The sequence below is a fragment of the Nonomuraea sp. NPDC048826 genome (genome assembly GCF_043198225.1).
Taxonomy (GTDB): Bacteria; Actinomycetota; Actinomycetes; order Streptosporangiales; family Streptosporangiaceae; genus Nonomuraea.
This window is the reverse complement of sequence record NZ_JBICUQ010000001.1, coordinates 877,804-904,276: the sequence shown is the minus strand read 5'-3', so window position 1 is coordinate 904,276 and position 26,473 is coordinate 877,804. Positions and strand designations below refer to the sequence as shown.

The following is a 26,473-nucleotide window of genomic DNA, read 5'->3' as shown; positions in this document are numbered from 1 at the left end:
CACCGCACTCCCCCTCCGCCAGGATTCCGACCTTATCCTGCGGATCTTGGCCGGAGAGCCCTGCCCGGGGTCGCCCCGGTCGGCTCGCCGGCCGCCAGCACCCGCTCCCCCGAGACCAGCACGTCGTCCACGCCCGCCGCGAGCGTGCGCGGCGCGTCGTAGGTGGCCCGGTCGGCGACGGTGAGCGGGTCGAAGACCACCACGTCGGCGACGGACCCGGGCCGCAGCAGCCCCCGGTCGGCCAGCCCGAACCGCCGCGCCGGATGCGACGACAGGTGGACCGCGGCCTGTTCCCACGTCCAGTCGCCGAGCTCGCGGACGTGCCGGCCGAGAAACCTGGCGAACGCCCCGAAGCCGCGCGGATGCGGATGGCCGCCCACGTAGATGCCGTCGGAGCCGCCGGTGTGGGACGGGTGGCGCAGCACGCGGCGCACCGACTCCTCCCCCGCCGGGCCCTCGTCGGGGCGGGCCGACACGCAGCCCGCCTCCAGGCGGGTCTCCACGAGCAGCCGGCGGCAGAACGCGGCCGGATCCATACCCTCGCGCCCGGCCGCCGCGACCAGGGTCATGCCCTCGGCCCACTCCAGGCCGGGCGCGTGCGAGATCGTCAGCCTCGGCCAGGTCTGCGCCAGCCCCGGCCACCAGGCGTCCAGCTCGCCCGAGCCGAGCATCTCCAGCGCCCTGTCGGTGTCGGCGGCGGGCACGTCCGGCGGCAGCACCACCATGGCCAGGATCGTGCTGCTGCGCAGGTAGGGGTAGGTGTCGAAGGTGAGGTCGACGGTCTCGGCCGCCTGGTCGAGCAGCGGCAGCAGCACGTCGGACGGGCCGTGCAGGTGGGAGACGTGCACGGCGGCGCCGGACAGCTCGGCGATCTCCACCACCTCGCCGATGCCGACCCCGGCCCTGGCGCCGTAGGCGCGCATGTGGGTGACGTACGGGAGACCGCCGAGCGGGCGGCAGAGCTCGGCCAGCTCCTGGGCGTCCGCGTACCGGCCCGGCAGGTATTCGAGCCCGCTGGACAGCCCCACGGCGCCCTCGGACAGCCCGCGCTCGACCGCCTTCAGCATGAGCGCCAGGTCGTCGCGGGAGGCGTGCGCGGACGAGGCGCCCATCACGTCGTAGCGGATCGTGCCGTGCGGCAGCAGGTAGGCGGTGTTGAGCGCGACCGCGCGGTCGTAGCCGTCGAGCAGCTCCGCCACGGTCAGCGGGCCCTCTGCCAGCGGGCCGTTGACCGCCGCGAAGTAGCGGGACGCGTACGCGACGGTCTCGGCCGAGCCCGGCGCGAACGACAGCCCGTCCTGGCCGAGCACGAACGTGGTCACGCCCTGGCGGAGCGCGGCGAGCTGCACGGCCGGGTCGAACACCGCCGCGTCGCCGTGCACGTGGCAGTCGACGAAGCCGGGGGCCACCAGCCGCCCGGACGCGTCGATCTCGGCCGCCGCCCCGGCGTCGTCGAGCCGGCCGACCGCCGCGATCCGGTCACCGGCGATCCCCACGTCCGCGCGGTACGGCGGGGCGCCGGTGCCGTCGAGCACGCGCCCGCCGCTGATGACTACGTCGAACATCACCCCCAGATTCAATCACCGCGGGTCTCCACGTAACACGACCCGTCGGAGCGGGAGACGATAGGGCCCGAGTGGTACTCGGTCAGGATCGGGCGTTCCGCGAGCAGGGCGCGGGCCTCGGTCCTGGCCAGGTTCCAGCCGTTCCACGGGTCGGGCCGGTCCAGCCCGTTGGCCTTGACCACGTCGGCGAGCACGCAGCTGCGCAGCGGCTCCGGCAGCCGGTCCAGCGCCGGGACCGCCTCGGCCCCGAGGTCGCCCAGATAGTCGGAGTCCAGCTTCTGCACCCCGCGGACCACGACCTGGGACTCCGCCACCCGCAGATCCGGGTTCACCACCGCGAAGGCGCCCAGGGCCAGCCCGGTCACCAGGACCGCCGTACGCGGCAGCCATCCCGAACCGCGGCCGGCGAGCCGCCCCGCGCCGGCCAGCAGCACCAGCGCGAACATCGCCCCCAGCCAGTAGACCGTCGCCTCCACCGACAGCCGCAGCCGGGACAGCCCGTACGCGTCGGTGTAGAGACCCATCCGGTGCAGCGCGGAGAACAGCACCACCATGGTCAGCGCGCAGAGCACGCCGAGCTGCCCGGCGAGCAGCCACCGCTCCCGCCGCTCGGTCCTGATCACGCTCGCGGCCACCGCGACGATGCCCAGCACGACCACGCTGACCACGACGAGCTGGAAGAAGCCCTGTCTGGCGTACTCGGCGTAGGTGAGCCCGGCCGTCTTCAGTACCCACGCGTCGCCGCCGAACAGCGCGGTGATCTGCACCGCCACGAACGCCGCGAACAGCAGGTTGACCGCGGTGAGCGGCACCAGCCAGATGGACCTGCTCACCGGGATCCTGACGTCCGGGCCCACCGGATCGGCGACCGGGCGGAGCGCCACCAGCACCATCGCGGCCAGCAGCGCCGCGAACACGCCGAACAGCACGATCCGCGCCGGCAGCGACTCGGCCCAGTCGGGCGTCGAGGTCAGCCACCGCACGTAGGAGGCGAACACCGGGTCGGCCGAGGCGAACAGCAGCCCGAACACCGCCAGCAGCACGACCGTGATGCCGATCCCGGCCAGCATCGGCAGGACCCGCCGCCGGGCGACCAGCCCCTTCAGCGGCGCGGCCAGGAACCAGGGCAGCGGGCCGAGCGCGAGCAGGACCGACGCGCCGCCCCTGATGACGCCCAGCCATCCGAGCCCCGCACCCGACACGGCCAGCGCGACCAGCCCCGCCCCCGCGAGAAGCAGGATCCCCACCAGCCAGTCGGCGTCCCTGACCGCCGCCATCGCGATCAGCCAGTACGCGGTCAGCCCGAACGCGATCGTCCACGGGGTCATCCGCCGGGCGACGGCGGGCAGCGCGGCGGCCCCCAGCACCACGCCCACCAGCACGATTCCCAGCCCGACCTGGGCCTCGGGCAGCGCGATCGCCGCGAACACCCCGGCCCCGCCCGCCGCCGGCAGCAGCCACCTGGGCGTGCCGGGAAGCTCGGGGCGGGGGAACAGCGGCGGCGGCGTGTACACGGGCGGCGGCCCCTGCTGCCCGTACCCCGGCCCCGCACCGCCCCCCGGGACCTGCCCTCTCATCGGCGCTTGCGCCGTCGAGGGCCGCTCCCCAGCCGGTCCGTACGCGGGCTCGCCGGGACCGTTCGTCCCGTACGCGCGCGCGACGGTCGCTCCCCTCACCGGGGCGCCCGCCCAGCCACCGGGGTGCGCCGGTCCGTACCCCGGCCCGTACACCGCGGCCAGATGAGCCTGCTCGGCGGCGCGGCGGGCGGTGTTGGCCCCCAGCGACGCCCCGATGGCGCCGAACAGCGCGGTGACGCACACCAGCGTGACCAGCGCGGCGCCGTCCCCGAAGATCACGCTCGCCACCGCGGCGGCCAGCAACCCGGCCACGAACCCCACGGCCAGCCCGAGAATCCCCCCGGTCGCGATCCTGATCAGACCCTTGACCGGCGGATCCCCGCCCAGGACCACCAGCTCCGGCTCACCCGGCCCGGCCGGCACGACGCCCGCCGGCCCGTGAACGGCGCTCGCGGGCTTCGCCTCCTCGGCGCCTTCCACCCCTGAGTTCGCGGGCGCGGCCAGAGCGGCCGAAACGGAACCGGCGGGGGTGGAGGCGGCCGCGGCCGAGGTGGCGGAAGCGGAGGCGGGTGCGGCGAAGGCAGGCCGCGCGGCGTCGCCCTGGCCGGGGCCCGTCGGCGCGGAACCGGCGCCGCCCATGGCAGCGCCGCCCGTCGGCACCGGAGCGGCGTCTCCCGAGCCCGCCGCGGGGCCGCCGTCGCCGGACGCACCGGCACCCGGCCGCGCGAGCGCCCCTTCCCCGGCGGCCGTTCCTGCCGGGACCACGCCCCCCGTCAACCCCGTGGGGGTCGCGCTCCCGATCGATCCTGCCGGGTTCCTGCTCCCGCCCGGCCCCGGATCCCCGGTCAACCCCCTGGGGAGCGCGAGGGCCGGTTCCTGGGGGTCGAGGTTCGGCGGCTGGTCGTCTTCGGGCCCCATCGCAGTCCTCCCTGGTAGGTCGACGATCATGCGGCACCCCGCGCAGTCGTCGATGCGGATCGAACCGCCGTGCAGCTCGACGATCTCCTTGACGATGGCCAGGCCCAGCCCGGCGCCGCCGCCGTCGGCGGTGCGGCCGGCGTCGAGGCGGGAGAAGCGTTCGAAGACGCGCCCCCTGGCCGACGCCGGGATGCCCGGACCACGGTCGGCGACCGCCAGGCGGACCCCGGGCCCGGCGGGCGAGGCGGTCACGGTGACGGTCCCGTCCGGCGGGCTGTGCCGTACGGCGTTGTCGAGCAGGTTGGCCAGGACCTGGGCCAGCAGGTCGGGGTCGGCGCGGACGACGAGCCCGGCGGGGGCCGAGGAGGCGAGCCGGACGTCCTCGCGCGCCAGCGCCGCCTCCGCGACGGCCTGTTCCACGAGCGGCCGCAGCTCGACCGCCTCGGGTTCGATGAGGCGTGCGCCGGAGTCGAGCCGGGACAGGTCGAGGAGCTGGGCGACCAGCCGGCCGAGCCGTTCGGTCTGGGCGAGCGCGGTGCGCATGGTGGCCGGGTCGGGCGCGGACACGCCGTCGACCACGTTCTCCAGGACGGCGCGCAGGCCGGTGATGGGCGTGCGCAGCTCGTGGCTGACGTTGGCGATCAGCTCGCGGCGCTGCCGGTCGACCTCCCCGAGGTCGGCGGCCATCGCGTTGAAGGCCCGCGCCAGCTCGCCCACCTCGTCGCGCGAGGTGGCCTGGACACGCAGCGCGTAGCGGCCCTTGGCGATGGTCTGGGCGGCCCTGGCCATCTCGCGCAGCGGCCTGGTCATGCCCATGGCGAGCAGCTGGACCATGATGAGGGCGAGCACCACGGCCACGCCGATGCGCACCTCGCGCGACAGCCCCGAGTTGATGCCGACCTCGTTCACCACGAACGCGGTGGCGACGGCGAGCACGATGACGATGCCGAGCTTGACCTTGATCCGGCCGAGGAAGTCGAGCGGTCTCATGGCCGGACCAGCGCGTAGCCGACGCCGTGCACGGTGCGGACCACGTCGGAGCCGAGTTTGCGGCGCAGCGCCCGCACGTGGCTGTCGACGGTCCGGGTGGCGGCGGCCTCGGAGAAGCCCCACACGTCCGAGAGCAGCCGTTCCCGCTCGAACACCTGGCCCGGCCGTTCGGCGAGGCGGCGCAGCAGGTCGAACTCGGTCCGGGTGAGCTGGGCCTCGGCGCCGCGGACGAACACCCGGCGGGCGGCGGTGTCGATCCGCACCTCCCCCACCTTGATCACGGTGTCCTCGGCGGTGAGCTGCCCGGCCCGCTCGACCCGGCGCAGCAGCGCGTGGATCCTGGCCACCAGCTCGCGCATGCTGAAGGGCTTGGTCAGGTAGTCGTCGGCACCCACGCCGAGGCCGACGAGCACGTCGGTCTCCTCGCCGAGCGCGGTCAGCATGAGCACCGGGACCGGCCTGGCGGCCTGCATCCGGCGGCACACCTCCAGCCCGTCGAGCCCGGGCAGCAGCCGGTCCAGGATCACCAGGTCGGGTTCGGCCCGGTCGAACTCGGCGAGTCCGGCCTGTCCGTCGGCGGCCGTCCTGACCTGGAAGCCTTCGGCGGCCAGCCGGTCGCGCACGGCCAGCGCGATCGTCTGGTCGTCTTCCACCACGAGAATGCGTCGCTGCTGCGTCACACCCGAGAGCCTAGGAGCGGGGTGTGCAGACGGCACTCCCCAATTCGTGCACATCCGGTGCAGACTTGGGCGGTGAACATCCCTGGATACCTGCGCCGCCTCGGCCTGCCCGCGTTCGAGCACGCCCCGCCCTCCGCCGGCGCCCTGCGCGCCCTGCACGCCGCGCACGTGGAGCGGATCGCGTACGAGGCGCTGGAGATTTGGCTGGGCCGGCCCACCACGGTGGACCCGCTGGAGTCGGCGGCCCGGATTCTCGGCGGCCGGGGCGGCTACTGCTACCACCTGAACGGGGCGTTCTCGGAGCTGCTGGCGAAGCTCGGCTACGCGGTGACGCGGCACGTGGGCGGCGCGCAGATGCGCGGGGCCGAGCCGGGGATCATCGGCAACCACCTGGTGCTGACCGTGTCGGGGCTGCCGGACGAGGCCAATCCCGGCGGGGTGTGGCTGGTGGACGCGGGGCTGGGCGACGGGCTGCACGAGCCGCTCCCGCTGGTCGCCGGCACCTACCGGCAGGGCCCGCACGAGTACGGGCTGCGCCCGTCGGAGGTGGCGCCGGGCGGATGGCGGTTCGATCATGACCCGGCCGGTTCGTTCCTCGGCATGGACTTCCGCCTGGAGCCGGCCGAGATGGCGGATTTCGCGGCCATGCACGAGCACCTGTCCACGTCGCCGGAGTCGGGGTTCGTGCGGACCGCGGTGGTGCAGCGGCGGGACGCGCGCGGGGTCGACAGCCTGCGCGGGCTGGTGCTGTCACGGCTGGGGGTCGGGGCGGACCGGGTGACGCTGGAGAGCTCCCGCGACTACTTCGCGGCCCTGGCCGACGTCTTCGCGCTGCCGCTGGACGACGTGAGCGGCGGGGAGAAGGAGAAGCTGTGGAGCAGGTTGCACACCGCGCATGAGGCATGGCTGGCCTGACGGGGTAAACAGCTCATCAGGAGGTCCTGGTGCGCGTGGCCATGGGAGAGACCGGGAAGCTCGCGGGGCGCTATCGGCTGCTGAACCCCCTCGGCGGGGGTGAGTCGCTGCTGGCCTTCGACGAGGTCGAACACCGTGACGTGGTGGTGCGGCGGTTGCGCGCCCCCGACGGTGATCTGGACGCCGCGGTGGTGGCGGCGCGCCGGGTCGCGCGGTTCGTGCATCCGTCGATCGTGCCGGTGCTCGACGTGCCGGTGGAGGGCGGCGAGCCGTGGCTGGTGACGGCGTTCGCGGAGGGCGCGTCGCTGGAGCAGACGGTGCGCGGGCGGCGGCCGCTGCCGGTCAGGCAGGCGGCCCGGGTGGGCGTGTACGTGCTGTCGGCGCTGACGGCGGCGCACGCGGCGGGGATCGTGCACGGCCGGGTGCGTCCGGGCAACGTGCTGCTGTCGCCGACCGGGCGGGCGCTGCTGACCGGGTTCGGGCTGCCGGTGACGGGCATGCGGCCGGACGCCGATCTGTGGTCGCTGGCCGCCACGCTGCACTTCGCGGTCGAGGGCCGGCCGCCGGGCCAGGCGCCGGCCGAGGCGACCGATCCGTTCCGTGCGCTGATCAGGGCCATGCTCACGCCGGACTCGCCGCCGGTCGACACGGTGGCGTGGACCCTGCAGCGGCTCGCCTTGGACCGCTCCCTCGAACGGGTGGTGGCGACCGAGGGCCCGCTGTCGCCGGTGCGGACGGCCGCGGTGGGGCTGTCGCTGCTCGACCGGCTCACCGCCTGGCACGGTCGCGGCGCGCACCACGGCGGGGTGCAGCCGGGCAGCGTGCTGATCGACGCGGAGGGCCGGGCGGCGTTGATCCCGCCGCCGGTGCCCGTGCCGCCGCCCGCCTACCGGCCGCCGGAGGGCGTGCCGGGCCCGGCGGCCGACCTGTGGGCGCTCGGGGCCACGTTGTTCCTGGCCGTGGAGGGCCGGCCGCCCGCTCCTGGCGCGTCGCTGCTGCGGGCGGGGCCGCTGGCGCCGTATCTGGTCGCGCTGCTGGCGGGCCCGCCGGCCGAGCGGCCGACGCCCGCGGCGCTGCGCCGGCAGCTCCTTGTCGTGCTCGCCAGTTGAGATATATCGTGACCGGGAACTCTGCCAGTGGTCTCGCTCGTTGTCCGCACGACGCAGAATGTGGAAGAGGCGGGGCGCGCGCTCCGCGTTCGGAGGGTGTTGAGGATGTCGCCAATCCAGAAGTACGCCATCGGCGCCGGTGCCGCCGTGCTGCTCTCGCTGTGGTTCTTCGGGGCCGGGTTCGTGACCCTCCTCGTCATCCTCGGTGTGATCGGCGCCCCGGTGGTGGCCTACTTCATGCTCGACCCGTCGCAGCGCGAGCGGCTCAAGAGGGCCCGCAGGCGCGGCATCGGCCGCTAGCGGCGAGCCGGCGGGGGCCTGTCAGGCCTCCGCCAACGTCGTCGTCACCCGCTGGGTGACCCGGCGCTCCACGTAGAACGACAGGAGCGGCACGGTGCCGGCCAGCATGACCCCCAGCATGTAGGGCCACGTCCAGCGGCCCTTCATGCCCAGGTTCATCACCGCGACCAGATAGAGCATGTAGAGGCCGCCGTGGATGGGCGCGATCACTTTCGACAGGCCGGGCATGTCGAAGCCGTAGCGCAGTACCATCCCGACGCAGAGCACGAGCAGCATCACGCCGACGATGTAGGCGAGCGCCCGGAAGGGCTTGAGAGCCGATTCCACCGTTAACCTTCCAGAACCATCTCGGGGGACTTCTCACGGTCCCGATCCGTTCGTACGGCGTCGCGTACGAAGTGGAACCACATGAACACGGCGAACCCCGCGAAGATCCACCAGTTGGCGGCGTAGGCGAGGTTGCGCCAGGTGACCTCGCCGCCGACCATCGGCGGCTGGGAGACGACCGGGGTCAGCGCCCCCGAGGGCGGCTCGGCCACGACGTAGCCGTTGCGCACCCGCTCGCCCTCCCACAGGTTGACCAGCTCGCCGGTCGCCACCGTCTGCACCTGACCCGGGGGCAGGCCCTCCCGCCGGCGCTGGACGCTGTCGCTGCCCTGCTGCGGGCGGAGCCGGCCCGGCACGCTCACCCTGCCCTGCGGCACCGCCGCGGCGGCGGGCTCGGCGGCGTCGGCCACCCAGCCGCGCACCACCGGCATCAGCGTGCCGTCGTCGAGCCGGACCGGGGTCAACACCCAGAAGCCGTGGTCGCGCGAGACGTTGCCGCCCGGCGCGTCGACGTCGGGGCGGCGGTCGGCGACCAAGAGCTGGCGGCTCGCGTCGTAGACGCCCTCGACGGTGACCCTGCGCCCGACGGCGTCGCCTCTCATCTGCGCGCCCATGGGGGCCAGCTCCGTGACGGACACCGGGGCGGGGTCCGTGGTGATCACCGGCTTGCCCGAATCCTGGAAGACGCCGAGCTGCCAGCGCCCCAGCATGATGAACGCGATCACGACCCCGATCGTCAGCAGATGCAGCCCCAGGAGGCGGGGCGAGAGCAGGGTCTTGAGCATGCCTTCAAACTATCCGCCCGGACGACCGGTGCCGTAACCAGCCCGCCGGGCGGAAACCGATAAAAGGCACAATCGCGACAGGCGATCACGCTAGGCTGCTGGCCATGTCTGACCAGCATATCGATCCCGCGGGCAACACCCAGCAGTTCCGCGCGTTCGCGCAGCGGTCCGAGCAGGAGTCGGCCGCCGCCGCGAAGAAGTCGCCGGTTCTGCCGATCATCGCGGTGGTCGTCGTCGTCGCGATCATCGGCGTGGCGGCGTTCCTGCTGCTCCGCTAGACCCCCTCTCGTCGTCACCGGGGGGCTGACCCGCCACGGGTGTGGCGGGCTTTCGTCATGCCCATACCGCCCGGTCGGTCCGGCGTGGTTCACTCGGAGGACGTGACGCGAGCGGAGGGGCCTGTGGGCGAGCCGGGAATCGTGATCGTCGGCGCGGGGTTCGCCGGCATCGGGATGGCGATCAAGCTGAAGGAGGCCGGCTACCACGACTTCGTCGTCCTGGAGAAGGGCGACGACCTCGGCGGCACCTGGCGGGACAACACCTATCCCGGCTGCGCCTGTGACGTGCCCTCGCATCTGTACTCGTACTCCTTCGAGCTGAACCCCGGCTGGTCGCGGATGTTCGCGCCGCAGGAGGAGATCCGGGAGTACCTGCGCGGGTGCGCGGCGAAGTACGGGGTGCTGCCGCACGTGCGGTACGGGGCGCGGGTCGAGTCGCTGGAGTACGACGAGCGGGCCCGCCGGTGGCGGGTGGCGCTCGACGGGGGCGGCGTGCTCAGGCCGCACGCCGTGATCTCCGGGATCGGGGCGCTGCACGTGCCGTCCTACCCGGACGTGCCGGGACGCGACCGGTTCCAGGGCCCCGCCTTCCACTCGGCCGAGTGGGACCACTCCGCCGGCCTGACGGGCAAGCGGGTGGCCGTCATCGGCACCGGGGCGTCCGCCGCGCAGTTCGTGCCGCGGATCGCGCCGCTCGCGAGCCACCTGACCGTCTTCCAGCGGACGCCGCCCTGGGTGCAGGCCAAGCCCGACTTCGCCTTCCCGCCCGCCGCCCGGCGGATGCTGCGGCTGCCCGGCACGGCGCGGGCGCTCCGCTGGCTCGTCTACGGGGCGATGGAGAGCAGGGCGCTGGGGTTCACCGTGCACCCCTCGCTGATGAAGGCGCACGAGCGGATGGCCCGGCGGCATCTGGAGAGCCAGGTGGCCGACCCGGAGCTGCGCCGCGCCCTGACGCCTGACTACACGATCGGGTGCAAGCGGGTGATCATCTCCAGCGACTACTATCCGGCGCTCTGCCGGGAGAACGTCTCCCTGGTCACCGGCGGGGTCGCCGAGATCCGTGAGCGGTCGGTGGTGGACGCCTCGGGGGTGGAGCACCCCGCCGACGTGATCGTCTACGGCACCGGCTTCAAGGTCACCGAGTCGCTCAAGGAGCTGAGCATCGTCGGGCGCGGCGGAGTCAAGATCCAAGAGGCCTGGCGGGACGGGATCGAGGCCTTCTACGGGGTGACCACGGCCGGGTTCCCCAACCTGTTCTTCCTGCTCGGGCCCAACACCGGGCTGGGCCACAACTCGGTCGTCTTCATGATCGAGTCTCAGGTCCGCTACGTGCTCGACTGCCTGCGGCTGCTGTCGAGGACCGGGGCGCGGGCGCTCGACGTGCGGCCTGAACGGCAGCGGGCGTTCAACCGGCGGCTGCGCGAGCGGCTCGACCCGCTGGTGTGGAACGCCGGCGGCTGCGCCTCCTGGTATCTGGACGAGCACGGGGTGAACCGGACGATCTGGCCGGGCTTCACCTTCGAGTACTGGGCGCGTACCCGGAAGGCGAAACCCGGCGACTACGAGCTGATCCGCTGAGTCAGCGGCGTGGCGAGACCACCAGGGCGCTGCCGCCGCCGCGCCTGGTCGGCTCGGCGACCGCCTGGATCCGGTCACGGCCGAGGAACTCCAGCGCCGTGGCCGCGCCGATCTCCGGGTTCAGCACCAGGTCGTGGCCCCTGGCCTCCAGCTCCTGCTCGTAGCGGTCGAGGAAGCCCTGCTCGGCCTGGGTCTGCGCGGTGTTGCGCTGGGTGGCCCTGGGGGCGGCCAGCGCGTCGGGCAGCGACATGCCGAACTCGTACCGGTTGAGCAGGATCTGCAGCACGGTCGTGATGATCGTGGAGCCGCCCGGCGAGCCGAGGGCCATGACCGGCTTGCCGTGGTCGAACACCAGCGTCGGCGCCATCGACGAGCGCGGCCGCTTGCCCGGGGCGGGCAGGTTCGGGTCGCCGGGCGCGGGGCCGAAGGTGAAGTCGGTCAGCTCGTTGTTGAGCAGGAAGCCGCGGCCCGGCACCACGATGCCGTTGCCGCCGGTGGACTCGATGGTCAGGTTGTAGGCCACCACGTTGCCCCACCGGTCGGCCACGACCAGGTGGGTGGTCTCCGGGCCCTCGGTCGTGGTCTCGGCGGCGGTGCCGTCAGGCGTCGGGCAGGCCTCGTACGAGCCGTCGGGGTTGCCCGGGGCGGCCGGGTGCGCCATCGCGCGCTCGCCGACCAGGCAGGCGCGCTCCTTGGCGAACCCGTCGGACAGCAGCTCACGCAGCGGCACGCCCGGCACGTCGCCGACGTAGGCGTTGCGGTCGGCGAAGGCCAGCCGGGACGCCTCCAGATACTCGTGCGGGCCGACCTCGGGCAGCGCGTCCAGGATGTTGAGCGCCTCCCCCACGGTCGAGCCGCCCGACGACGGCGGCGCCATGCCGTACACCGTCATGCCGCGGTAGTCGGACCTGGTCGGCTCGCGCAGCAGCGCGCGGTAGTCGCGCAGGTCGCGCAGTTCCATCAGGCCGGGCCTGACGTTCCTGGTGGCGCCGGGGGTGACCGGCGGCCGCTTGACCGTGGCCACGACCTCCTTGCCGAGCCCTCCCCCGTACAGCCAGCCGGGTCCGCGCCGGCCCAGCTCGCGGTAGGTGGCGGCGAGTTGGGGGTTCCTGAAGACGGAGCCGACGGGCGGCGGCGCGCCGTTCGGCAGGTAGAGCGCCGCCGTGGAGGTGAAGTCCTTGAACCGGGCCGCGTTCTGCGCGGTCTGGTCGTGGAACGTCTGGTCGACCACGAACCCCCGGGACGCGACCTGGACGGCGGGCTGGAGCGCCTGCTTCAGCGAGATCGTGCCGAACCGGCGCAGGGCCAGCTCCCACTGGGCGACCGCGCCCGGCACGCCGGCCGACAGGCCGCTGGTGACCGCCTCCTCGAACGGGATGCCCTCCAGCGAGGTGGCCGTCATGGCCCGGGGCGCGGCCTCGCGGCCGTCGATGGTGTGCACCTTCCGGCGCTTGGCGTCGTAGTAGACGATGAAGCCGCCACCGGCCAGACCGGCGGAGTAGGGCTCGGTGACGCCCAGCACCGCGCCCGCGGCGACGGCGGCGTCGATGGCGTTGCCGCCTCGTCTGAGCACGTCGACGGCCGCCTTGGAGGCGTCGAGGTCGACGGTGGCCACCGCGCCCCCGTATCCCTCGGCGACCGGGACCTTCTGCTGGGACGGGTGGATCGAGGCCACCGCGGGCGCGGCGGGTGCGAGTGTGACGAGGACTGCTGCTGCGGGAACGATCACTCGGCGCATGGACTCCACCATGGCCCAGCTACGCCCGCGGCGGTAGGGCCCCCTGCGCCGACCGGCGGATGCGCCGACAGGGCCGGGGGTCCTAGCGTGGGGGGGTGGGCAAGAAGCTCGGGCTCGACCCGTACAACGCGGTGGTGGTGGCGGTCGCCCAGATCGTGCTCTCGTACGGCGCGTACTGGGGCCAGCGGACCTTCCGCGAACCTCTGGACGCGACGGCGATCGCGCTGCTGCTGGTGGGGCCGGTGGGCGTGCTGCTGCGGCGGCGGTTCCCGGTCGCGACCGCGGCCGTCACGCTCGCGGCCACCTACGTCTTCGTCTGGCTCGGGTACCCGCACGGTCCCGCCTACCTGTCCCCGATCATCCTGCTGTTCGCCCTCGTCACCCGGGGCCTGCGGGTCCAGGCGTGGACCATGGCAGGGGTGTCGATCGCGGTCTTCATCGTGTACGGCTACGCCGCGTCCAAGGAGCCGACCGGGATCTTCCATGACCTGGCGGTGACCGCGTTCGTCCTGTTGTTCATGCTGCTGGCCGAGCTGACCAGGATCGTCCGGGAGCGGCGTGCCCAGCAGCAGCGGGCCGCCGAGGAGGAGACCAGGCGGCAGGCCAGCGAGGAGCGGCTGACCATGGCGCAGGAGCTGCACGACGTGCTGGCGCACAACATCTCGCTGATCCACGTGCAGGCCGCGACCGCGCTCCACCTCATCGACGACAACCCCGAACAGGCCCGCACGGCGCTCGCCACCATCAAGACCGCCTCCAAGGAGGTGCTGGGCGAGATGCGCTCGGTGCTCAACGTGCTGCGCGAGGGCGCCCCCCGCTCCCCCACCGCCGGGCTCGACCGCCTGGACGAGCTGATCGAGCGCTCCGGGCTGGACGTGCGGCTGGAACGCACCGGCGAGCGCACGCTGCCGCCGCAGGTCGAACGGGCCGCCTACCGGATCGTCCAGGAGTCGCTCACCAACGCCGCCCGCCACGCCCCCGGGGCCGCGGTGACGGTCCGGCTCACGTACGAGCCCACCGGCCTGGGCATCGAGGTGACCGACGACGGCTCGACCACGCCCCCGGTGCTGGCCGGGGAGGGCAGCGGCAACGGCATCCCCGGCATGCGCGAGCGGGCCGCCGCGCTGGGCGGGACACTGGTCGCCGGCCCGTTCGGCCCCGGTTTCCGGGTCTCGGCCCGCTTGCCCCTACCCGAGGAGAACGCATGATCAAGCTGTTGCTCGCCGACGACCAGGCGCTGGTGCGGGCCGGGTTCAAGGCCCTGCTCGACGCCCAGCCGGACATGAGCGTGGCGGCCGAGGCGTCCGACGGCGCCGAGGCGGTCCGGCTGGCCCGCGAGCACGCGCCGGACGTGGTGCTGATGGACATCCGCATGCCGGGCATGGACGGGCTCACCGCCACCCGGCAGATGCCCGAGGGGCCGCGGATCATCATCCTGACCACGTTCGAGCTGGACGAGTACGTCTTCGAGGCGCTGCGCGGCGGGGCCAGCGGGTTCCTGGTCAAGGACACCGAGCCGGCCGAGCTCATCCAGGCGGTCCGGGTGGTGGCGGCCGGCGAGGCGCTGCTCTCGCCGAGCGTGACCCGCCGCCTGATCGCCGAGTACGCCTCCCGCGCCAAGGAGCCGCTGGCCGCCGAGGGCCTGGACCAGCTCACCGACCGCGAACGCGAGGTCCTCACCCTGGTCGGCGGCGGCCTGACGAACGACGAGATCGCTGCCAAGCTCTTCATGTCACCGGCCACGGCCAAGACACACGTGAGCCGGGCCATGATGAAACTGCACGCGAGGGACCGGGCGCAGCTGGTGGTGATCGCGTACGAGTCGGGCCTGGTGAGACCGGGCTGGCTCTGAGGCGGTCTCATGGATCGGGCTTCATGAGCTGGACCGCGAGGATCGCGGCGGTCACGACGCCGATCGCCGCCCACTGGCGGACGCCCAGCGGGTCGCCCAGGAAGGCGAACGCCAGTAAGGCCACCTGGACCGTCATGGTGTTGTTGACGATCGCGCTCTCGTACGCGGGCAGGACCCGCTGGGTGTGGTTCCAGACCACGAAGGCGCACGCGGTGTTCACCACGGCGAGCAGCGCGATCAGGGCCCACGCGACGACGGGCAGGCGCGGCGGTCCCTCGATCAGGAGGCCGGCGACCAGGGTGGGCGCCGCGCCGGCGAGCATGCAGGCGGAGGCGAGCGCCACGGGATCCGCCTCGCGCATGATCACGCGGCCGCCCACCACCCACAGGGCATAACCGGCGCCGCCCACGACCACGCTCAGGACGGGGACGACGGACTCCGCTCCACCGGTGGGCCATGCGAACACCCAGATTCCGATCACGGCCGTGGCCATGGCGGCGAGCTGCACCCGGGTCGGCCGCTCCCCCAGGATGACCGCGCTCCAGGCCAGGACCTGGAGCGTGTTGCCCACGGCCAGCAGCACGCCCACCCAGCTCGCGTCCGCCATGGCCAGGGCGAGGTGGTAGCCGGCCGGGTTGACCGCGTAGCCGGCGATGCCCAGTGCGATGACCACGCGCGGTCGCAGCCGGCGCCGGACGCCGCCGCGCCGGCTGCGGAACCACCACAGCGGCGCCAGCACGGCGGCGGCCAGCCCGAACCGCAGGCCGGTCAACGTCAGCGGGCCCACACCGTACTCGTACAGCCGTTTGGTGATCAGGAAGGAGATGGACCAGACGAAGCAGACCGCCACGGCCTGGACGGTGGCGATGAGACGAGGGGACACCGGAAGCCTCCGAACGGGCTAGGGGGCACACGAATGTGCCGACCTATCCCCTCCGGGCTTTTGTCCCTCGGGTGCCTGCCGTCTTCTGGCATTACGTGGCGCTCGGACCGGTCCGGGCGAACAGCCGTGCCCGCGGAACCCTAGCCACCCTTCAGTCGGTACCGACGAGCGTACACCCGAGAGTCGTCAATTTCTGTTGACTCGGCTGCGACTGTCAGTCTAGCCTGACAGCGTGGACATGGGAGAACTCTCCGAGCGCATCAGATCCAACGACCCCGCCGTGGGGCTCCGGGCCGTCGGGGCGCTGCACCGGCTGGCCGAGCAGGTCGAGGCCGTCTCCGTGGCGCTCGCCCGGGAGCAGGGCTGGACGTGGGAGCAGATCGGCGACGCCCTCGGCATGTCCCGCCAGTCGGTGCACGCCAAGTACGGGAAATGAGGCCGAAGCCATGTTCGGTACGGAGAAGAGCCCGTTCGCGGTGGCAGTCAAGGCCGCCATGGAAGAGGCCAGGCAGCGCGGCGACCGGAAGATGGGCACCGAGCACCTGCTGCTCGGCCTGCTCCGGGATCCCGAAGGAGCGCCGGCCAGAGCGCTCGGGGTGCGCGCGGAGACGGCCAGGGCCGCGCTCGACGCCCTCGACCGGGCGGCGCTGCGGGCCATCGGGATCGAACCCGGCGAAACGCCGGACGCCCGGCCGCGCAAGCACCCGGCGCTGCCCGGCACCGCGCTGACGTCGAGCGCCCGCGCCGTCATCGAGCAGGCCGCCAGGGCCACCTCCCGCAAGACCAGGGACCGTACCGGGCCGAGCGCCGTCCTGGTCGCCCTCCTCGACCGGAGTTACCCGGACCCGGTGGCCCGGCTGATCGACCACCTCGGCGTCGACCGCGCCACCGTCCGCTCCCGCCTGGAGCGGACCGCCTGAGCGGCAGGTTCACGGCCCACGGAGCGCGCCGCGGTCCAGGAAGGAGCTGGCCCGCACCGGGCCGGGGACGCGGGCGTCGAGCGCCGCGGCGAGTCGTACGTCATCCGTCGTACGGGCCTGGAGCGGAAGCACGACGGGCGGCGGATCTCCGGACGGGACCGGGGGCCGATGTCCGGGAGCTCTCCGGCGGCGAACCTGGAGGTACGTCGAAGGAGGAGATCATGCATACGTTCGCACACGGGTTCTGGCCCGTCTTCCCGATTTTCTGGGGTCTGTTCTGGGTGGCCCTCATCGGTCTGGCCGTGTGGGCGCGGCGCCGGGGCTACTGGGGGCCGCGGCAGGGCCGTACCGAGACCCGGCCGACCGCCACGGCGGAGCAGATTCTCGCCGAGAGGTACGCGCGCGGCGAGATGAGCGACGACGAGTACTTCGAGAAGGTCTCCGTGCTCAAGGGCGGCAGCGCCTAAACGGCACGGAGGGTGCAAGAAGTGTCACTGGCCGCGTTCGGGCAGGGCCGTTACCTTGCGAGGAGAACCTTCTGCGGGGAGGGGTTGAATGCAGGCGGCGGCCCTGTTCGGCAGCGGTCTCGTCGCCGGGCTGGTGGCGGGGACCGCGTCGTGCACGGCCGTGCAGGGGGGCCTGCTCGTCGGGCTCACCGGGGAGCGCGACCGGGTGGTGCTGGGGTGGTTCCTGACGGGCCGGCTGCTGTCCTACACGGGGGCGGGCGCGCTGCTCGGGCTGGCCGGTTCCGCGGTGAAGCCGCCGCCGCAGGCGCGGGCGGTGCTGCTGGTCGCGGCGGGTCTCATGGTGATCGCGTTCGCGGTCCGGCTCTACCGCCGCCCCGGGTGCCAGCCGCCCCGGCGGGCGTTCGCCCGGCTCGGCCCGCCGCTGCTGGGAGCGGCCACGATCCTGGTGCCGTGCGGGGTCACGATCGGCATGGAGCTGGTCGCGATCTCCAGCGGCTCGCCGCTGTCCGGGGCGGCGGTGATGGCCGGGTTCGTGCTCGGCACCGCCCCCGCGCTGGGACTGCTGGGCTGGCTGCTGCGCCGGGTCACCCGGACCCGGCTCGTCAAGGCGGCGGCGGTGGTGGCCGTCGCCGCAGGGTTGTGGACCGTCGGCGCCGGGGTCAACCTGGGCGGCTGGCTGCCCGCGACCGCGACCACCACGGGCGAGCGGAGCCCCGTCGTGACCATCTGGGCGCTGCGCGACGGCTACCGGCCGGCGGCCGTGGAGGCGCCCGCCGGGGTGCCGGTCGAGGTGGTGTTCAAGCTGGTCGACCGGGGCTGCACCGACACCGTGGCGTTCGCCGGGCGTGATCTGGCGCTGCCCGCGACGGTGCGGCTGCCGCCGCAGCAGCCGGGCACGCTCCGCTACGCCTGCGGCATGGGCATGTACACCGGGTTCATCACGTTCTCCGCGCCGTAGGCGGGCCCGGCGGGTAAGTTCTGCCGCGCCGCTCGGCGATTACGGTTCGCAATCGGGCCGTCACATGCCACCCTTTCTCGCATGCTCTGGCAAGGTGATGCGACGAAGCCGGCCGTACCGGCGCCCCGGGTGGGCGACGAGGCCGAGCTCCTGATGGCCGCGCGGAAGGGCGACGCCCAGGCCGCCCACCGGCTCGGCAGGCTCTACGCCCAGCGCGGCGACCGCGGCGCGGCCCGTCACTGGTGGGAGTGCGCGGCCGGGGCCGGGAACGTCGACAGCGCTTACAACCTGGGTCTCTGGCACGAGAAGCACGGCACGCTCGACGAGGCGCTCGGCTGGTACGAACGCGCGGCCGCGGCGGGTGACGCCGAGGCGGCGGTCAACCTGGCCACGCTCCTGCTGGAGCAGCGCGGCGACCCCGGCAGGGCGCGGATCTGGTACGAGCGCGCGGCCCAGACGGGCAGCCGGCCGGCGGCGCGCAGGCTGGCGCTGATCTGCGAGGACACCGGCGAGCTCGCGGCCGCGCGGGAGTGGCACCGGCAGGCGGCGGCGGGCGGCGACGCCGCCTCGGCGCACGACCTGGGCTTCCTGGCCTACTCGGCGGGCCAGGACGAGGAGACCGTGCTCTGGTGGGAGACGGCCTGCCGGTCCGGCCACGCGGGCGCCGCCTACTGCCTGGGCCTGTTCCTGCAGGCCGGGCGCGACCCGGAGGGCGCCGAGGCCTACTACCGGATGGCCGCCAAGAGCGAGCACCCGGGCGCGGCGGCCCAGCTCGGCGGCATCGCGCTGGCCCGCCGCGACCTGCGCACCGCCAGGGGCTGGTACGAGCAGGCGGCGTACGCGGGCCGGCTGGAGGGCCAGCGGATGGCCGGGTTCGTCTGTGTGGAGCTGGGCGACGCCAAGGGCGCCAGCCACTGGTTCGGCAGGGGCGCGGCGGCGGGCGACCCGGAGTCGGCGTTCAACTTCGGGCTGTTGCTGATCGCGGAGTTCGGCGACCTGAAGGGCGGCCAGCACTGGTTCCGGCAGGCGGCGCTGGCCGGTCACCACCGGGCGGCGCTGGAGCTGGGCGGGCTGCTGTCGGCGGCGGGCAGGGACGGCGAGGCCCAGGAGTGGCTGACCGACCCGCCGCCGCCCGTCTGGGACCGGCCGGCCGAGCCGGAGCTGGCCGCCCGGGCCGAGCTGGCCGCGCTGGCCACCGACCGCAGGGGCGGGCCGGCGCTCGGCGTGGCGGAGCTGACCGAGATCCTCGGCACGTGGGACCTGGTGACCAGGCCGCTGCTCGACCACGGCGAGGTGATCCCGTGGCTGGTGGCGCGGAGCGGCCTGCACGCGAGCGCGGTGGAGCATCTCGCGTCGGTGCGCGGCACGCTGCTGCGCCCGGGCAACTCGCCGTGGCCCAGCCCGGTCGAGATCGAGCACGTGCTGGCGACGGCGCGCGAGCTGCGCACCCGGCTCGGGCTGTCGAACGTCGTCAGGGACGGCGCGGACGTCCGCACGCCCGGCTTCTGAACCGGGCGCGCGGATTCACGCCGCCAGGAGGTCGGCCACCGGGGTGTACGGGAGACGGAGCGCCTCGGCGACGGGCTCGTTGGTGAGCGCGCCGTCGTGGGTGCTGAGACCGCCCGCGAGGCCGGCGTCGCCGCGCAGCGCCTCTTTCCAGCCCTGGCCGGCCAGCTTGACCACGTACGGGAGCGTGGCGTTGGTGAGCGCGTAGGTGGAGGTGTTGGGCACCGATCCGGGCATGTTGGCCACGCAGTAGAAGACCGAGCCGTGCACCTCGTAGGTGGGCTGGGCGTGCGTGGTCGGCCGCGAGTCGGCGAAGCAGCCGCCCTGGTCGATGGCGATGTCGACGAGCACCGAACCGGGCTTCATGCGGGAGACGAGGTCGTTGGAGACGAGGGTCGGGGCCTTGGCGCCGGGGATGAGCACCGCGCCGATGACCAGGTCGGCGGCGAGCGCCTCCTGCTCGATCGTGTAGGCGTTCGACATCAGGGTCCTGATCCGGCCCTGGTAGACGGCGTCGATGAAGCGCAGCCGGTCGACGTTGGTGTCGAGCACGGTGACCTCGGCGCCCATGCCGACGGCGATCTGCGCCGCGTTCAGGCCGGAGACGCCGCCGCCGATGACGAGGACCTTGGCGGGGGCCACGCCGGGCACGCCGCCGGGCAGCACGCCGCGCCCGCCGTTGAACCGCATCAGGTTGTACGCGCCCACCTGCGGCGCGAGCCGGCCGGCGACCTCCGACATGGGGGCGAGCAGCGGGAGCGCCCCGTTGACCTGGACGGTCTCGTACGCGATGGCGGTGGTGCGGGCGGACAGCAGCGCGTCCGTGCACGGCCGGGAGGCGGCCAGGTGCAGGTAGGTGAAGAGCACCAGGCCCTCGCGCAGCCGGTGGTACTCCTCGGCGATCGGCTCCTTCACCTTCAGCACCAGGTCGGCCTCGGCCCAGACCTGGTCGGCGTCGTCGCGGATCTTCGCGCCGGCGGCGAGATACTCCTCGTCGGTGATGTGCGAGCCCTCGCCCGCGCCGCGCTGGACGGTGACGTCGTGGCCTCGCTTGACCAGCTCGAGCACACCCGCGGGGGTGACGGCGACGCGGTATTCGTGGTTCTTGACCTCGGCAGGAACGCCGATCTTCATGAGCGTTGCTCCTTATATGAGAAAAAAATATCCGGTACGTGGCTCCGTACCGGATATTTTGTCGTTCAGAGGCGCGCCCACGCCTCTTTCAGCACACTTCGCAGAATCCCGCCGATCTCCTCGAACTCCTTCGGCCCGGCGATCAGCGGCGGCGCGAGCTGGATGACCGGGTCGCCGCGGTCGTCGGCGCGGCAGTAGAGGCCCGCCTCGAACAGCGCCTGCGACAGGAACCCGCGCAGCAGCCGCTCGGACTCCTCGTCGGTGAAGGTCTCCTTGGTGTCGCGGTCCTTGACCAGCTCGATGCCCCAGAAGTAGCCGGAGCCGCGCACGTCGCCGACGATGGGCAGGTCCTCCTTCAGGCCCTCCAGCGTGGCCTGGAACAGCGGCTCGTTCCTGGTGACGTGGCCGAGCAGGTCCTCACGCTCGAAGATGTCGAGGTTGGCCAGCGCCACGGCGGCCGAGACCGGGTGACCGCCGAAGGTGTAGCCGTGGGCGAACATCTCCTCGCCGTTCTTGAACGGCTCGAACAGCCGGTCGTGCGCGATCATCGCGCCGATCGGCGAGTAGCCGCTGGTCATGCCCTTGGCGCAGGTGATGATGTCGGGCACGTAGTCGAACTTCTCGCCGCCGAACATGGTGCCGAGGCGGCCGAAGGCGCAGATGACCTCGTCGGAAACGAGCAGCACGTCGTACTCGTCGCAGATCTCGCGCAGCCGCTGCCAGTAGCCGGGAGGCGGCGGGAAGCAGCCGCCGGCGTTCTGCACCGGCTCGGCGAAGACGGCGGCCACCGTGTCGGGGCCCTCCATCTCGATCGCCCGGGCCACCCGCTCGGCCGCCCAGTAGCCGTACTCCTCGGGCGTCATGCCGGGGATGCCGGTGATCTCGTCGGCGCGGTAGTGGTTGGTGTTGGGCACCCGCACGGAGCCGGGCACGAGCGGCTCGAACATCTGCTTGAACGCCGGGATGCCGGTGATCGACAGGGCGCCCTGCGGGGTGCCGTGGTAGGCGATCTGGCGGCTGATGACCTTGTGCTTGAGCGGCTTGCCGATGAGCTTGTAGTACTGCTTGGCGAGCTTCCACGCGCTCTCGACGGCCTCGCCGCCGCCGGTGGTGAAGAACACCCGGTTGAGGTCGCCGGGCGCGAGGCTCGCCAGGCGCTGGGCCAGCTCCGCCGCCTTGGGGTGCGCGTACGACCAGAGCGGGAAGAACGCCAGCTCCTGGGCCTGCTTGGCGGCGGCCTCGGCCAACTCGCCGCGCCCGTGGCCGACCTGGACGACGAAGAGCCCGGCCAGACCGTCGAGGTAGCGCTTGCCGTGGACGTCGTAGATGTAGGAGCCCTCACCGCGGACGATGGTGGGGACCTCGGACTTCTGGTAGGCGCTGTGCCGGGTGAAGTGCAGCCACAGGTTGTCCTGCGCCGCCTTCAGGAGGTCGTGTTCGGGCTGGCTCATGTCTATCTTCCCTCGTGTCGATCCGCACACCAGTGTGCAACCTCACCTGCTACTTTGCCAAGGGATTGCGTCGCGGAGAAAGTTCATGTGCCATGGATCCGCAGAACTTTCCTGTAACAACTACGAAATCCGCAGGTACGCTGGCGCAGTGGTCACCCGCTTTCACCTGCCGTGAGCATCGGTGTGATCCAATGGAACGCCCACCATCGAGAACGACCCGGGGGATCGTCCCGTGACTCCTGACCAGATCGAGAGCGCCGTAGCGGCCGCGATGCCGCAGACCGTCGAGGAGCTCAAGCGGCTGGCCGCCATCCCGTCGGTGGCCTTCCCGGGGCATCCCGAGGAGCCCGTGCACGCCGCCGCGGCCGCGGTCGAGGAGCTGCTGCGCAGCACCGGCCTGCCGCGCGTGCAGCGCGTCCCGGTCGAGGGCAGCTTCCCGGCCGTCTACGCCGAGGCGCCCGCGCCGCCCGGCGCGCCCACCGTCCTGCTCTACGCGCACTACGACGTGCAGCCCGCGGGCGACCCGGCCGCCTGGCGCACGCCGCCGTTCGAGCCCACGCTGATCGACGGCAAGCTCTACGGCCGCGGCGTGGCCGACGACAAGTCCGGCGTCATGTCCCACGTCGCCGCGCTCCGCGTCTTCCAGGGCCGCTTCCCCGTCGGCGTCAAGGTCATCATCGAGGGCCAGGAGGAATACGCCGGCGAGCGGCTGGAGGCGTTCGTCGAGCGCAACCCCGACCTGCTGCGGGCCGACGCCGTCGTGGTGGCCGACACCGGCAACCCGCGCGTCGGCGACCCGGCCGTGACGACGTCGCTGCGCGGCATGGCGGCCTTCACCATGGAGGTGCGCACCCTGCGCGAGGCCGTTCACAGCGGCTCGTTCGGCGGCGCCGCCCCCGACGCGCTGGCGGCGCTGATGCGCATGTGCGTCGCGCTGCACGACGAGAACGGCGACGTCCGGGTGCCCGGCCTGCCGCGCGGCTCCTTCCTCGGCCAGGGGCCGACGGAGGAGGAGTTCCGCGCCACCGCGGGCGTGGTCGACGGCGTGTCGCTGGTCGGCTCCGGCTCGCTGGCCGACCGCCTGTGGTCCTCGTACGCGATCACCGTGACCGGGCTGGACGTGCCCTCGGTGTCCGGGGCGGTCAACGCCGTGCAGCCGGTCGCGCGGGCCAGGGTGACGGTGCGGGTGCCTCCGGCCGGCGACCCGAAGACCACGGTCAACGCCGTGGTGGAGTTCCTGCGCCAGGTGGCGCCGTGGGGCGTGCAGGTGTCGTTCGGCGACCTCACCGTCGGCTCGGGCTTCCAGGCCGACTCCGGCGGCAAGGCCCGCGCCGCGCTCAACAAGGCGATGGAGCGGGCGTTCGGCCGGCCGCCTCGCGACGTGGGCGCGGGCGGCTCGATCCCGCTGGTCAACACCCTGCTCAAGCAGTTCCCCGCGGCGGAGATCCTGCTGTTCGGCGCGGAGGACGAGGACGCCGCCTGCCACGCCCCCAACGAGCGGGTCGACCTGGAGGAGCTGCGCCGGGTGGCGACCACCGAGGCGATCTTCCTTCAGGAGTTGTCCCAGCTGTAGTCAGAAGCGCCAGCGGGTCTGCGCGTAGTCGCCCTTGCGGAAGCCGAAGGCTCTCGTGGGGGCGACCGCGTAGACCGGGGCCCGCCCACCCTCGCTGTTGTGGAAGGCGCCGTCGTGCACGTCGAAGTGCCAGTCGGGACCGTACTTGGCCTCCCAGGCGTCCGCCAGCGCCTTCAGCGTGCCCTGGTCGGTGACCTGCTCGGCCACGCCCTCCACGACCAGGTCCAGGCCGCTGGTGAAGGAGTTGTCGCCGGTGGTCAGCGCGACCTGCCGGTTGGCCTCCAGGTTTCTCGACTTCTGCTCCTCGGTGCCGGTGCAGAAGTGCAGCGCGCCGTCACGCCAGACCGCCAGCAGGGGCGTGACGTGCGGGCGGCCGTCGCGGCGCACCGTCGCCAGCCACCAGACCTCGGCGCGTTCCAGCAGCTCGGCCGCCTCCTCCCAGGACGTGGCCGCGGCCCCGGGGAGACTGAAGCGGGCGTCGACTTCGGTGATCGGTTCCATGGTGGTCCTCCTCTACCCAGGAGGGACCCGGCGACGCTCAGGAACTCACCGGCGGGCGGGGGAAGAGGGTTAGGAACCGCTCGGCCACCTGGAGGTCCCCCTCCGCCTCGATCCCTTCGAGGCCCCGGCCGCCGAACACCGCGGACCTGAGCGTCTCGGTGTCGGTGCGCAGGACGGCGTCGGCGCCGGCGCCATCGGCTCTGACCAGGGTGAGCCGCCCGTCCGACACCGTCGCGAGGAAGCTCTGGTCGCCGAGCCTGAGCTCGACGCCGCCGGCGAACCCGGCCGCCTTCCCGGGGTCGAACGTGGACTTCAGCGCGTACAAGAGGGCGTCGACGCTCATCGGCCCCGTCGAGGTGAGCGGCATGCGGCTGCCCCACCGGGCCAGCGCCAGCACCACCGGCTCCAGCTCGCGCCCCCGGTCCGTCAGCTCGTACACCTGGCTCGCGGCGGGCGGGGGCAGCCTGCGGCGGCGCAGGACGCCTGACCGCTCCAGCTCGCGCAGCCGCTGGGAGAGCACGTTCTGGCTCGCGCCGGGCAGGCCGGTGCGCAGGTCCGTGAAGCGTTTGGGGCCGAGCAGCAGCTCGCGCACGATCAGCATGGCCCACCGCTCACCGACGTGGTCGAGGGCGCGGGCGACGCCGCAGGGGTCGTCATAGCTTCGCATCGAAAATCCTTGCGAATACGCACTTGTTAGTCCTAGTTTAGGACCAACAAGTGAGGAGGCGCATCATGAATGCCCTGGACACCCTGCCGCAGGGAGATGTCGGGCTGCTGGAGCATCCGACCGCCCGCACGCTGCTCGTCTCGAAAGAACTGGCCCGGGTGGCGTACGTCGCCGCCGACGGCACCCCGCGCGTCTACCCCACGCTGTTCCACTGGGACGGCGAGGAGCTCGTCATGGCCACGTTCGCCGGAGCCGCCAAGATCAACGCGCTGCGGGCCAGGCCGGCCGTCGCCATCACCATCGACACCTCCGCCACCCCGCCCGAGGTGCTGCTCATCCGAGGCCGGGCCGAGGTGACCGACGTCGACGGCATCGTGCCGGAGTACGCGCTCGCCCACCACCGCTACGCGGGCCCCGAGCAGGGCGCCAAGAACGTGGCCGAGGCCGACCGGCCGGGCGTCCGCATGGCCCGCATCGCCGTCCGGCCCACCTGGGTCGGCGTGCTGGACTTCCGCACCCGCTTCCCCGGCCAGATGCCGGCGGAGTCGTGATGGCGACGTTCGCGCTGATCCACGGGGGCGGCGGGACCTCCTGGCCGTGGCGCCCGCTGGAAGCCTGCCTGCGCGCACGCGGGCACCGCACGGTGGCCGTGGACCTGCCGCTCGACGACCCGGACGCCGGGCTCACCGACTACGCGGACCACGTGATCGACGACGTGCTGAAGAAGGCCGGGCACCTGGACGAACTCGTCGTCGTGGCGCACTCGTGGGGCGGATTCGTCGCCCCGATCGTCTGCGACCGGACGAAGGCCGAGCTGGTGGTGCTGCTGGCGGGCATGGTCCCGGCGCCCGGCGAGGCCCCCGCCGACTGGTGGGAGGCGTCCGGGTTCGGCATGAAGGACATCGACGACCCGATCGCCGCGTTCATGCACGACGTGCCCGCCGACCTCGCGGCCGAGGCGCTCAGCCACGGCCGGGAACACGCCGAGAAGGCGCTGGTCGAGCCGTGGCCGCTGGACCGGTGGCCGGACGTGCCGACCCGCTATCTGCTGTGCCGGGACGACCGGTGGTTCCCGCCGGAGTTCGTCCGGCCGATGGTGCGCGAGCGGCTGGGCGTCGAGCCCGACGAGATCGGCGGCAGCCACAGCGTCATGCTGTCACGGCCGGAGGAGCTGGCCGACCGGCTCATCGGCTACCTATGACGGGCAGCTCGTAGACGCGCCTGACGCTGCTGCCCAGCTTCCCGACGTCCGCCCCGTACACGTGGATCGACACGCCGATCTCGGAGCTGGTGTTGCGCACCTTGTGGATGTCGCCGGGCGGGGCGAAGCCGCTGACGTCGCCCGGCCGGTTGTCGGCCCGGCCGATCTCCACCAGGTGGTCGCCTTTGTCGCGGTAGAGGGTCTCGTGCTCGTTGCCGGCGAGCACGGCGAACGCGCACCAGGAGACGTGGTCGTGGATGGCCGTCTCCTGGCCCGGCCGCCAGACCACGGCGACGACCGAGAACTCGTCCTGCGCGTGCAGCGCGCGCGACACGTACGAGTCCGGGGAGCCCAGCCGCTCCTCCTCGGTGAGGATGTCCAGCCCGGGCGGCCGCTCGCGCAGCAGGTCGGCGACGGCGAAGGCGGTCTCGCGGGCGGACAGACGGCGGTCGGCCACCGCGCCCACCCGCTGGACCAGCTCGGCCAGGCCCGGCCGCGTGATCGTGACGGTGTTCATGTCGCCTCCTGAGGGGATCGGCTCTCCCCTCTACGGTGCGGCACCGACCATCGATAGGTCCAACAGAAGTATTCGAGCCGACC

At 73.1% G+C, this 26,473-nt stretch carries 28 protein-coding genes; 15 read left to right on the top strand and 13 right to left on the bottom strand.

What is annotated here, in order from left to right:
- Positions 1–32: 32 nt before the first annotated feature.
- From ACGFI7_RS04460 to ACGFI7_RS04450, 3 genes are read right to left on the bottom strand one after another with little or no spacing between them, the layout of a single operon-like run.
- Positions 33–1,565, bottom strand: a complete 1,533-nt coding sequence (locus ACGFI7_RS04460) for an amidohydrolase family protein (RefSeq protein ID WP_393398948.1) — start codon at positions 1,563–1,565, stop codon at positions 33–35.
- 11 nt (positions 1,566–1,576) lie between these two features.
- Entirely contained in the window at positions 1,577–5,050 is a 3,474-nt protein-coding gene (locus tag ACGFI7_RS04455; protein WP_393398946.1) for a DUF4153 domain-containing protein, read from the bottom strand.
- Entirely contained in the window at positions 5,047–5,730 is a 684-nt protein-coding gene (locus tag ACGFI7_RS04450; RefSeq protein ID WP_393398944.1) for a response regulator transcription factor, read from the bottom strand. The genes ACGFI7_RS04455 and ACGFI7_RS04450 overlap by 4 nt, the downstream gene beginning before the upstream one ends.
- 72 nt (positions 5,731–5,802) lie before the next feature.
- On the opposite strand from ACGFI7_RS04450, the gene ACGFI7_RS04445 reads away from it, so the two are divergent.
- The 3 genes from ACGFI7_RS04445 (at position 5,803) to ACGFI7_RS04435 (ending at position 8,054) form a co-directional block, all read left to right on the top strand.
- Positions 5,803–6,645 (top strand): arylamine N-acetyltransferase, encoded by an 843-nt coding sequence (locus ACGFI7_RS04445; protein ID WP_393398942.1) that lies wholly within the window; start codon positions 5,803–5,805, stop codon positions 6,643–6,645.
- Between the two features lie 29 nt (positions 6,646–6,674).
- Entirely contained in the window at positions 6,675–7,754 is a 1,080-nt protein-coding gene (locus ACGFI7_RS04440) for a protein kinase (RefSeq protein ID WP_393398940.1), read from the top strand.
- A 105-nt stretch (positions 7,755–7,859) separates the two neighbouring features.
- The gene (locus ACGFI7_RS04435) at positions 7,860–8,054 is read left to right on the top strand and encodes a hypothetical protein (protein WP_393398938.1); all 195 of its coding nucleotides are present in this window, start codon (positions 7,860–7,862) and stop codon (positions 8,052–8,054) included.
- 21 nt (positions 8,055–8,075) lie between these two features.
- On the opposite strand, the gene ACGFI7_RS04430 is transcribed toward ACGFI7_RS04435, so the two are convergent.
- Together ACGFI7_RS04430 and ACGFI7_RS04425 are read right to left on the bottom strand one after the other, a co-directional pair.
- Positions 8,076–8,381: a DUF3817 domain-containing protein gene (locus ACGFI7_RS04430; RefSeq protein WP_393398936.1), complete on the bottom strand. Its 306-nt coding sequence runs from the start codon at positions 8,379–8,381 to the stop codon at positions 8,076–8,078.
- Between the two features lie 2 nt (positions 8,382–8,383).
- Positions 8,384–9,166, bottom strand: coding sequence for an SURF1 family protein (locus ACGFI7_RS04425; RefSeq protein ID WP_393398934.1), 783 nt, complete (start codon positions 9,164–9,166; stop codon positions 8,384–8,386).
- 104 nt (positions 9,167–9,270) lie between these two features.
- Here ACGFI7_RS04425 and ACGFI7_RS04420 point away from each other — a divergent pair, with 104 nt between their 5' ends.
- Together ACGFI7_RS04420 and ACGFI7_RS04415 are read left to right on the top strand one after the other, a co-directional pair.
- The gene (locus tag ACGFI7_RS04420) at positions 9,271–9,444 is read left to right on the top strand and encodes a hypothetical protein (RefSeq protein WP_393398932.1); all 174 of its coding nucleotides are present in this window, start codon (positions 9,271–9,273) and stop codon (positions 9,442–9,444) included.
- Between the two features lie 123 nt (positions 9,445–9,567).
- On the top strand, positions 9,568–11,022 hold the full coding sequence (locus tag ACGFI7_RS04415) for a flavin-containing monooxygenase (protein ID WP_393398930.1): 1,455 nt from the start codon (positions 9,568–9,570) through the stop codon (positions 11,020–11,022).
- A 1-nt stretch (position 11,023) separates the two neighbouring features.
- Here the strand turns inward: ACGFI7_RS04415 and ACGFI7_RS04410 are convergent, their stop codons facing one another.
- Positions 11,024–12,760, bottom strand: a complete 1,737-nt coding sequence (locus tag ACGFI7_RS04410; protein WP_393398928.1) for a gamma-glutamyltransferase family protein — start codon at positions 12,758–12,760, stop codon at positions 11,024–11,026.
- 95 nt (positions 12,761–12,855) lie between these two features.
- On the opposite strand from ACGFI7_RS04410, the gene ACGFI7_RS04405 reads away from it, so the two are divergent.
- Both ACGFI7_RS04405 and ACGFI7_RS04400 read left to right on the top strand, forming a co-directional pair.
- Positions 12,856–13,968, top strand: coding sequence for a sensor histidine kinase (locus tag ACGFI7_RS04405; protein WP_393398926.1), 1,113 nt, complete (start codon positions 12,856–12,858; stop codon positions 13,966–13,968).
- Positions 13,965–14,612, top strand: coding sequence for a response regulator (locus ACGFI7_RS04400; protein WP_393398924.1), 648 nt, complete (start codon positions 13,965–13,967; stop codon positions 14,610–14,612). Before ACGFI7_RS04405 ends, ACGFI7_RS04400 begins: the two co-directional genes overlap by 4 nt.
- A gap of 7 nt (positions 14,613–14,619) precedes the next feature.
- Here the strand turns inward: ACGFI7_RS04400 and ACGFI7_RS04395 are convergent, their stop codons facing one another.
- Positions 14,620–15,495, bottom strand: coding sequence for a DMT family transporter (locus ACGFI7_RS04395; RefSeq protein ID WP_393398922.1), 876 nt, complete (start codon positions 15,493–15,495; stop codon positions 14,620–14,622).
- Between the two features lie 238 nt (positions 15,496–15,733).
- On the opposite strand from ACGFI7_RS04395, the gene ACGFI7_RS04390 reads away from it, so the two are divergent.
- Positions 15,734–15,931 carry a helix-turn-helix domain-containing protein gene (locus ACGFI7_RS04390; protein WP_271279122.1) on the top strand — a complete coding sequence of 66 codons (198 nt, stop codon included), beginning with the start codon at positions 15,734–15,736 and terminating at the stop codon, positions 15,929–15,931.
- 10 nt (positions 15,932–15,941) lie between these two features.
- A complete protein-coding gene (locus ACGFI7_RS04385; protein WP_393398920.1) occupies positions 15,942–16,415 on the top strand; it encodes a Clp protease N-terminal domain-containing protein in 474 nt (157 codons plus the stop codon).
- Between the two features lie 9 nt (positions 16,416–16,424).
- Here ACGFI7_RS04385 and ACGFI7_RS04380 read toward each other — a convergent pair whose 3' ends face one another.
- Entirely contained in the window at positions 16,425–16,547 is a 123-nt protein-coding gene (locus tag ACGFI7_RS04380; RefSeq protein ID WP_393398918.1) for a hypothetical protein, read from the bottom strand.
- Between the two features lie 89 nt (positions 16,548–16,636).
- On the opposite strand from ACGFI7_RS04380, the gene ACGFI7_RS04375 reads away from it, so the two are divergent.
- From ACGFI7_RS04375 to ACGFI7_RS04365, 3 genes are all read left to right on the top strand, one after another.
- Positions 16,637–16,882 (top strand): SHOCT domain-containing protein, encoded by a 246-nt coding sequence (locus ACGFI7_RS04375; protein WP_393398916.1) that lies wholly within the window; start codon positions 16,637–16,639, stop codon positions 16,880–16,882.
- An 88-nt stretch (positions 16,883–16,970) separates the two neighbouring features.
- Positions 16,971–17,840 (top strand): sulfite exporter TauE/SafE family protein, encoded by an 870-nt coding sequence (locus tag ACGFI7_RS04370; RefSeq protein WP_393398914.1) that lies wholly within the window; start codon positions 16,971–16,973, stop codon positions 17,838–17,840.
- Between the two features lie 81 nt (positions 17,841–17,921).
- On the top strand, positions 17,922–19,349 hold the full coding sequence (locus tag ACGFI7_RS04365; RefSeq protein WP_393398912.1) for a sel1 repeat family protein: 1,428 nt from the start codon (positions 17,922–17,924) through the stop codon (positions 19,347–19,349).
- A 15-nt stretch (positions 19,350–19,364) separates the two neighbouring features.
- On the opposite strand, the gene ald is transcribed toward ACGFI7_RS04365, so the two are convergent.
- Both ald and ACGFI7_RS04355 read right to left on the bottom strand, forming a co-directional pair.
- Positions 19,365–20,480, bottom strand: a complete 1,116-nt coding sequence (gene ald / locus ACGFI7_RS04360; protein WP_393398910.1) for an alanine dehydrogenase — start codon at positions 20,478–20,480, stop codon at positions 19,365–19,367.
- Positions 20,481–20,545: 65 nt separating this feature from the next.
- A complete protein-coding gene (locus tag ACGFI7_RS04355; RefSeq protein ID WP_393398908.1) occupies positions 20,546–21,931 on the bottom strand; it encodes an aspartate aminotransferase family protein in 1,386 nt (461 codons plus the stop codon).
- Between the two features lie 232 nt (positions 21,932–22,163).
- On the opposite strand from ACGFI7_RS04355, the gene ACGFI7_RS04350 reads away from it, so the two are divergent.
- Positions 22,164–23,504, top strand: coding sequence for a M20/M25/M40 family metallo-hydrolase (locus ACGFI7_RS04350; protein ID WP_393398906.1), 1,341 nt, complete (start codon positions 22,164–22,166; stop codon positions 23,502–23,504).
- Here the strand turns inward: ACGFI7_RS04350 and ACGFI7_RS04345 are convergent, their stop codons facing one another.
- Positions 23,505–24,005, bottom strand: coding sequence for a pyridoxamine 5'-phosphate oxidase family protein (locus ACGFI7_RS04345; protein WP_393398904.1), 501 nt, complete (start codon positions 24,003–24,005; stop codon positions 23,505–23,507).
- Positions 24,006–24,042: 37 nt separating this feature from the next.
- A complete protein-coding gene (locus tag ACGFI7_RS04340) occupies positions 24,043–24,672 on the bottom strand; it encodes a winged helix-turn-helix transcriptional regulator (RefSeq protein WP_393398902.1) in 630 nt (209 codons plus the stop codon).
- Between the two features lie 65 nt (positions 24,673–24,737).
- On the opposite strand from ACGFI7_RS04340, the gene ACGFI7_RS04335 reads away from it, so the two are divergent.
- Positions 24,738–25,223, top strand: a complete 486-nt coding sequence (locus ACGFI7_RS04335) for a pyridoxamine 5'-phosphate oxidase family protein (protein WP_393398900.1) — start codon at positions 24,738–24,740, stop codon at positions 25,221–25,223.
- Entirely contained in the window at positions 25,223–25,873 is a 651-nt protein-coding gene (locus ACGFI7_RS04330; protein ID WP_393398898.1) for an alpha/beta fold hydrolase, read from the top strand. Before ACGFI7_RS04335 ends, ACGFI7_RS04330 begins: the two co-directional genes overlap by 1 nt.
- On the opposite strand, the gene ACGFI7_RS04325 is transcribed toward ACGFI7_RS04330, so the two are convergent.
- Entirely contained in the window at positions 25,857–26,390 is a 534-nt protein-coding gene (locus ACGFI7_RS04325) for a cysteine dioxygenase (protein ID WP_393398896.1), read from the bottom strand. The genes ACGFI7_RS04330 and ACGFI7_RS04325 overlap by 17 nt on opposite strands.
- Positions 26,391–26,473: the final 83 nt, after the last annotated feature.

Excerpts from the sequence above, each read along its gene's own strand:
- ACGFI7_RS04435 (WP_393398938.1), top strand. The coding sequence starts at position 7,860 with ATGTCGCCAATCCAGAAGTACGCCATCGGCGCCGGTGCCGCCGTGCTG.
- ACGFI7_RS04375 (WP_393398916.1), top strand. The coding sequence starts at position 16,637 with ATGCATACGTTCGCACACGGGTTCTGGCCCGTCTTCCCGATTTTCTGG.
- ACGFI7_RS04410 (WP_393398928.1), bottom strand. The coding sequence starts at position 12,760 with ATGCGCCGAGTGATCGTTCCCGCAGCAGCAGTCCTCGTCACACTCGCA.
- ACGFI7_RS04455 (WP_393398946.1), bottom strand. The coding sequence starts at position 5,050 with ATGAGACCGCTCGACTTCCTCGGCCGGATCAAGGTCAAGCTCGGCATC.
- ACGFI7_RS04335 (WP_393398900.1), top strand. The coding sequence starts at position 24,738 with ATGAATGCCCTGGACACCCTGCCGCAGGGAGATGTCGGGCTGCTGGAG.
- ACGFI7_RS04365 (WP_393398912.1), top strand. The coding sequence starts at position 17,922 with ATGCTCTGGCAAGGTGATGCGACGAAGCCGGCCGTACCGGCGCCCCGG.
- ACGFI7_RS04325 (WP_393398896.1), bottom strand. The coding sequence starts at position 26,390 with ATGAACACCGTCACGATCACGCGGCCGGGCCTGGCCGAGCTGGTCCAG.
- ACGFI7_RS04330 (WP_393398898.1), top strand. The coding sequence starts at position 25,223 with ATGGCGACGTTCGCGCTGATCCACGGGGGCGGCGGGACCTCCTGGCCG.
- ald (WP_393398910.1), bottom strand. The coding sequence starts at position 20,480 with ATGAAGATCGGCGTTCCTGCCGAGGTCAAGAACCACGAATACCGCGTC.
- ACGFI7_RS04340 (WP_393398902.1), bottom strand. The coding sequence starts at position 24,672 with ATGCGAAGCTATGACGACCCCTGCGGCGTCGCCCGCGCCCTCGACCAC.
- ACGFI7_RS04400 (WP_393398924.1), top strand. The coding sequence starts at position 13,965 with ATGATCAAGCTGTTGCTCGCCGACGACCAGGCGCTGGTGCGGGCCGGG.
- ACGFI7_RS04370 (WP_393398914.1), top strand. The coding sequence starts at position 16,971 with ATGCAGGCGGCGGCCCTGTTCGGCAGCGGTCTCGTCGCCGGGCTGGTG.
- ACGFI7_RS04385 (WP_393398920.1), top strand. The coding sequence starts at position 15,942 with ATGTTCGGTACGGAGAAGAGCCCGTTCGCGGTGGCAGTCAAGGCCGCC.
- ACGFI7_RS04420 (WP_393398932.1), top strand. The coding sequence starts at position 9,271 with ATGTCTGACCAGCATATCGATCCCGCGGGCAACACCCAGCAGTTCCGC.
- ACGFI7_RS04425 (WP_393398934.1), bottom strand. The coding sequence starts at position 9,166 with ATGCTCAAGACCCTGCTCTCGCCCCGCCTCCTGGGGCTGCATCTGCTG.
- ACGFI7_RS04460 (WP_393398948.1), bottom strand. The coding sequence starts at position 1,565 with ATGTTCGACGTAGTCATCAGCGGCGGGCGCGTGCTCGACGGCACCGGC.
- ACGFI7_RS04355 (WP_393398908.1), bottom strand. The coding sequence starts at position 21,931 with ATGAGCCAGCCCGAACACGACCTCCTGAAGGCGGCGCAGGACAACCTG.
- ACGFI7_RS04390 (WP_271279122.1), top strand. The coding sequence starts at position 15,734 with ATGGGAGAACTCTCCGAGCGCATCAGATCCAACGACCCCGCCGTGGGG.
- ACGFI7_RS04345 (WP_393398904.1), bottom strand. The coding sequence starts at position 24,005 with ATGGAACCGATCACCGAAGTCGACGCCCGCTTCAGTCTCCCCGGGGCC.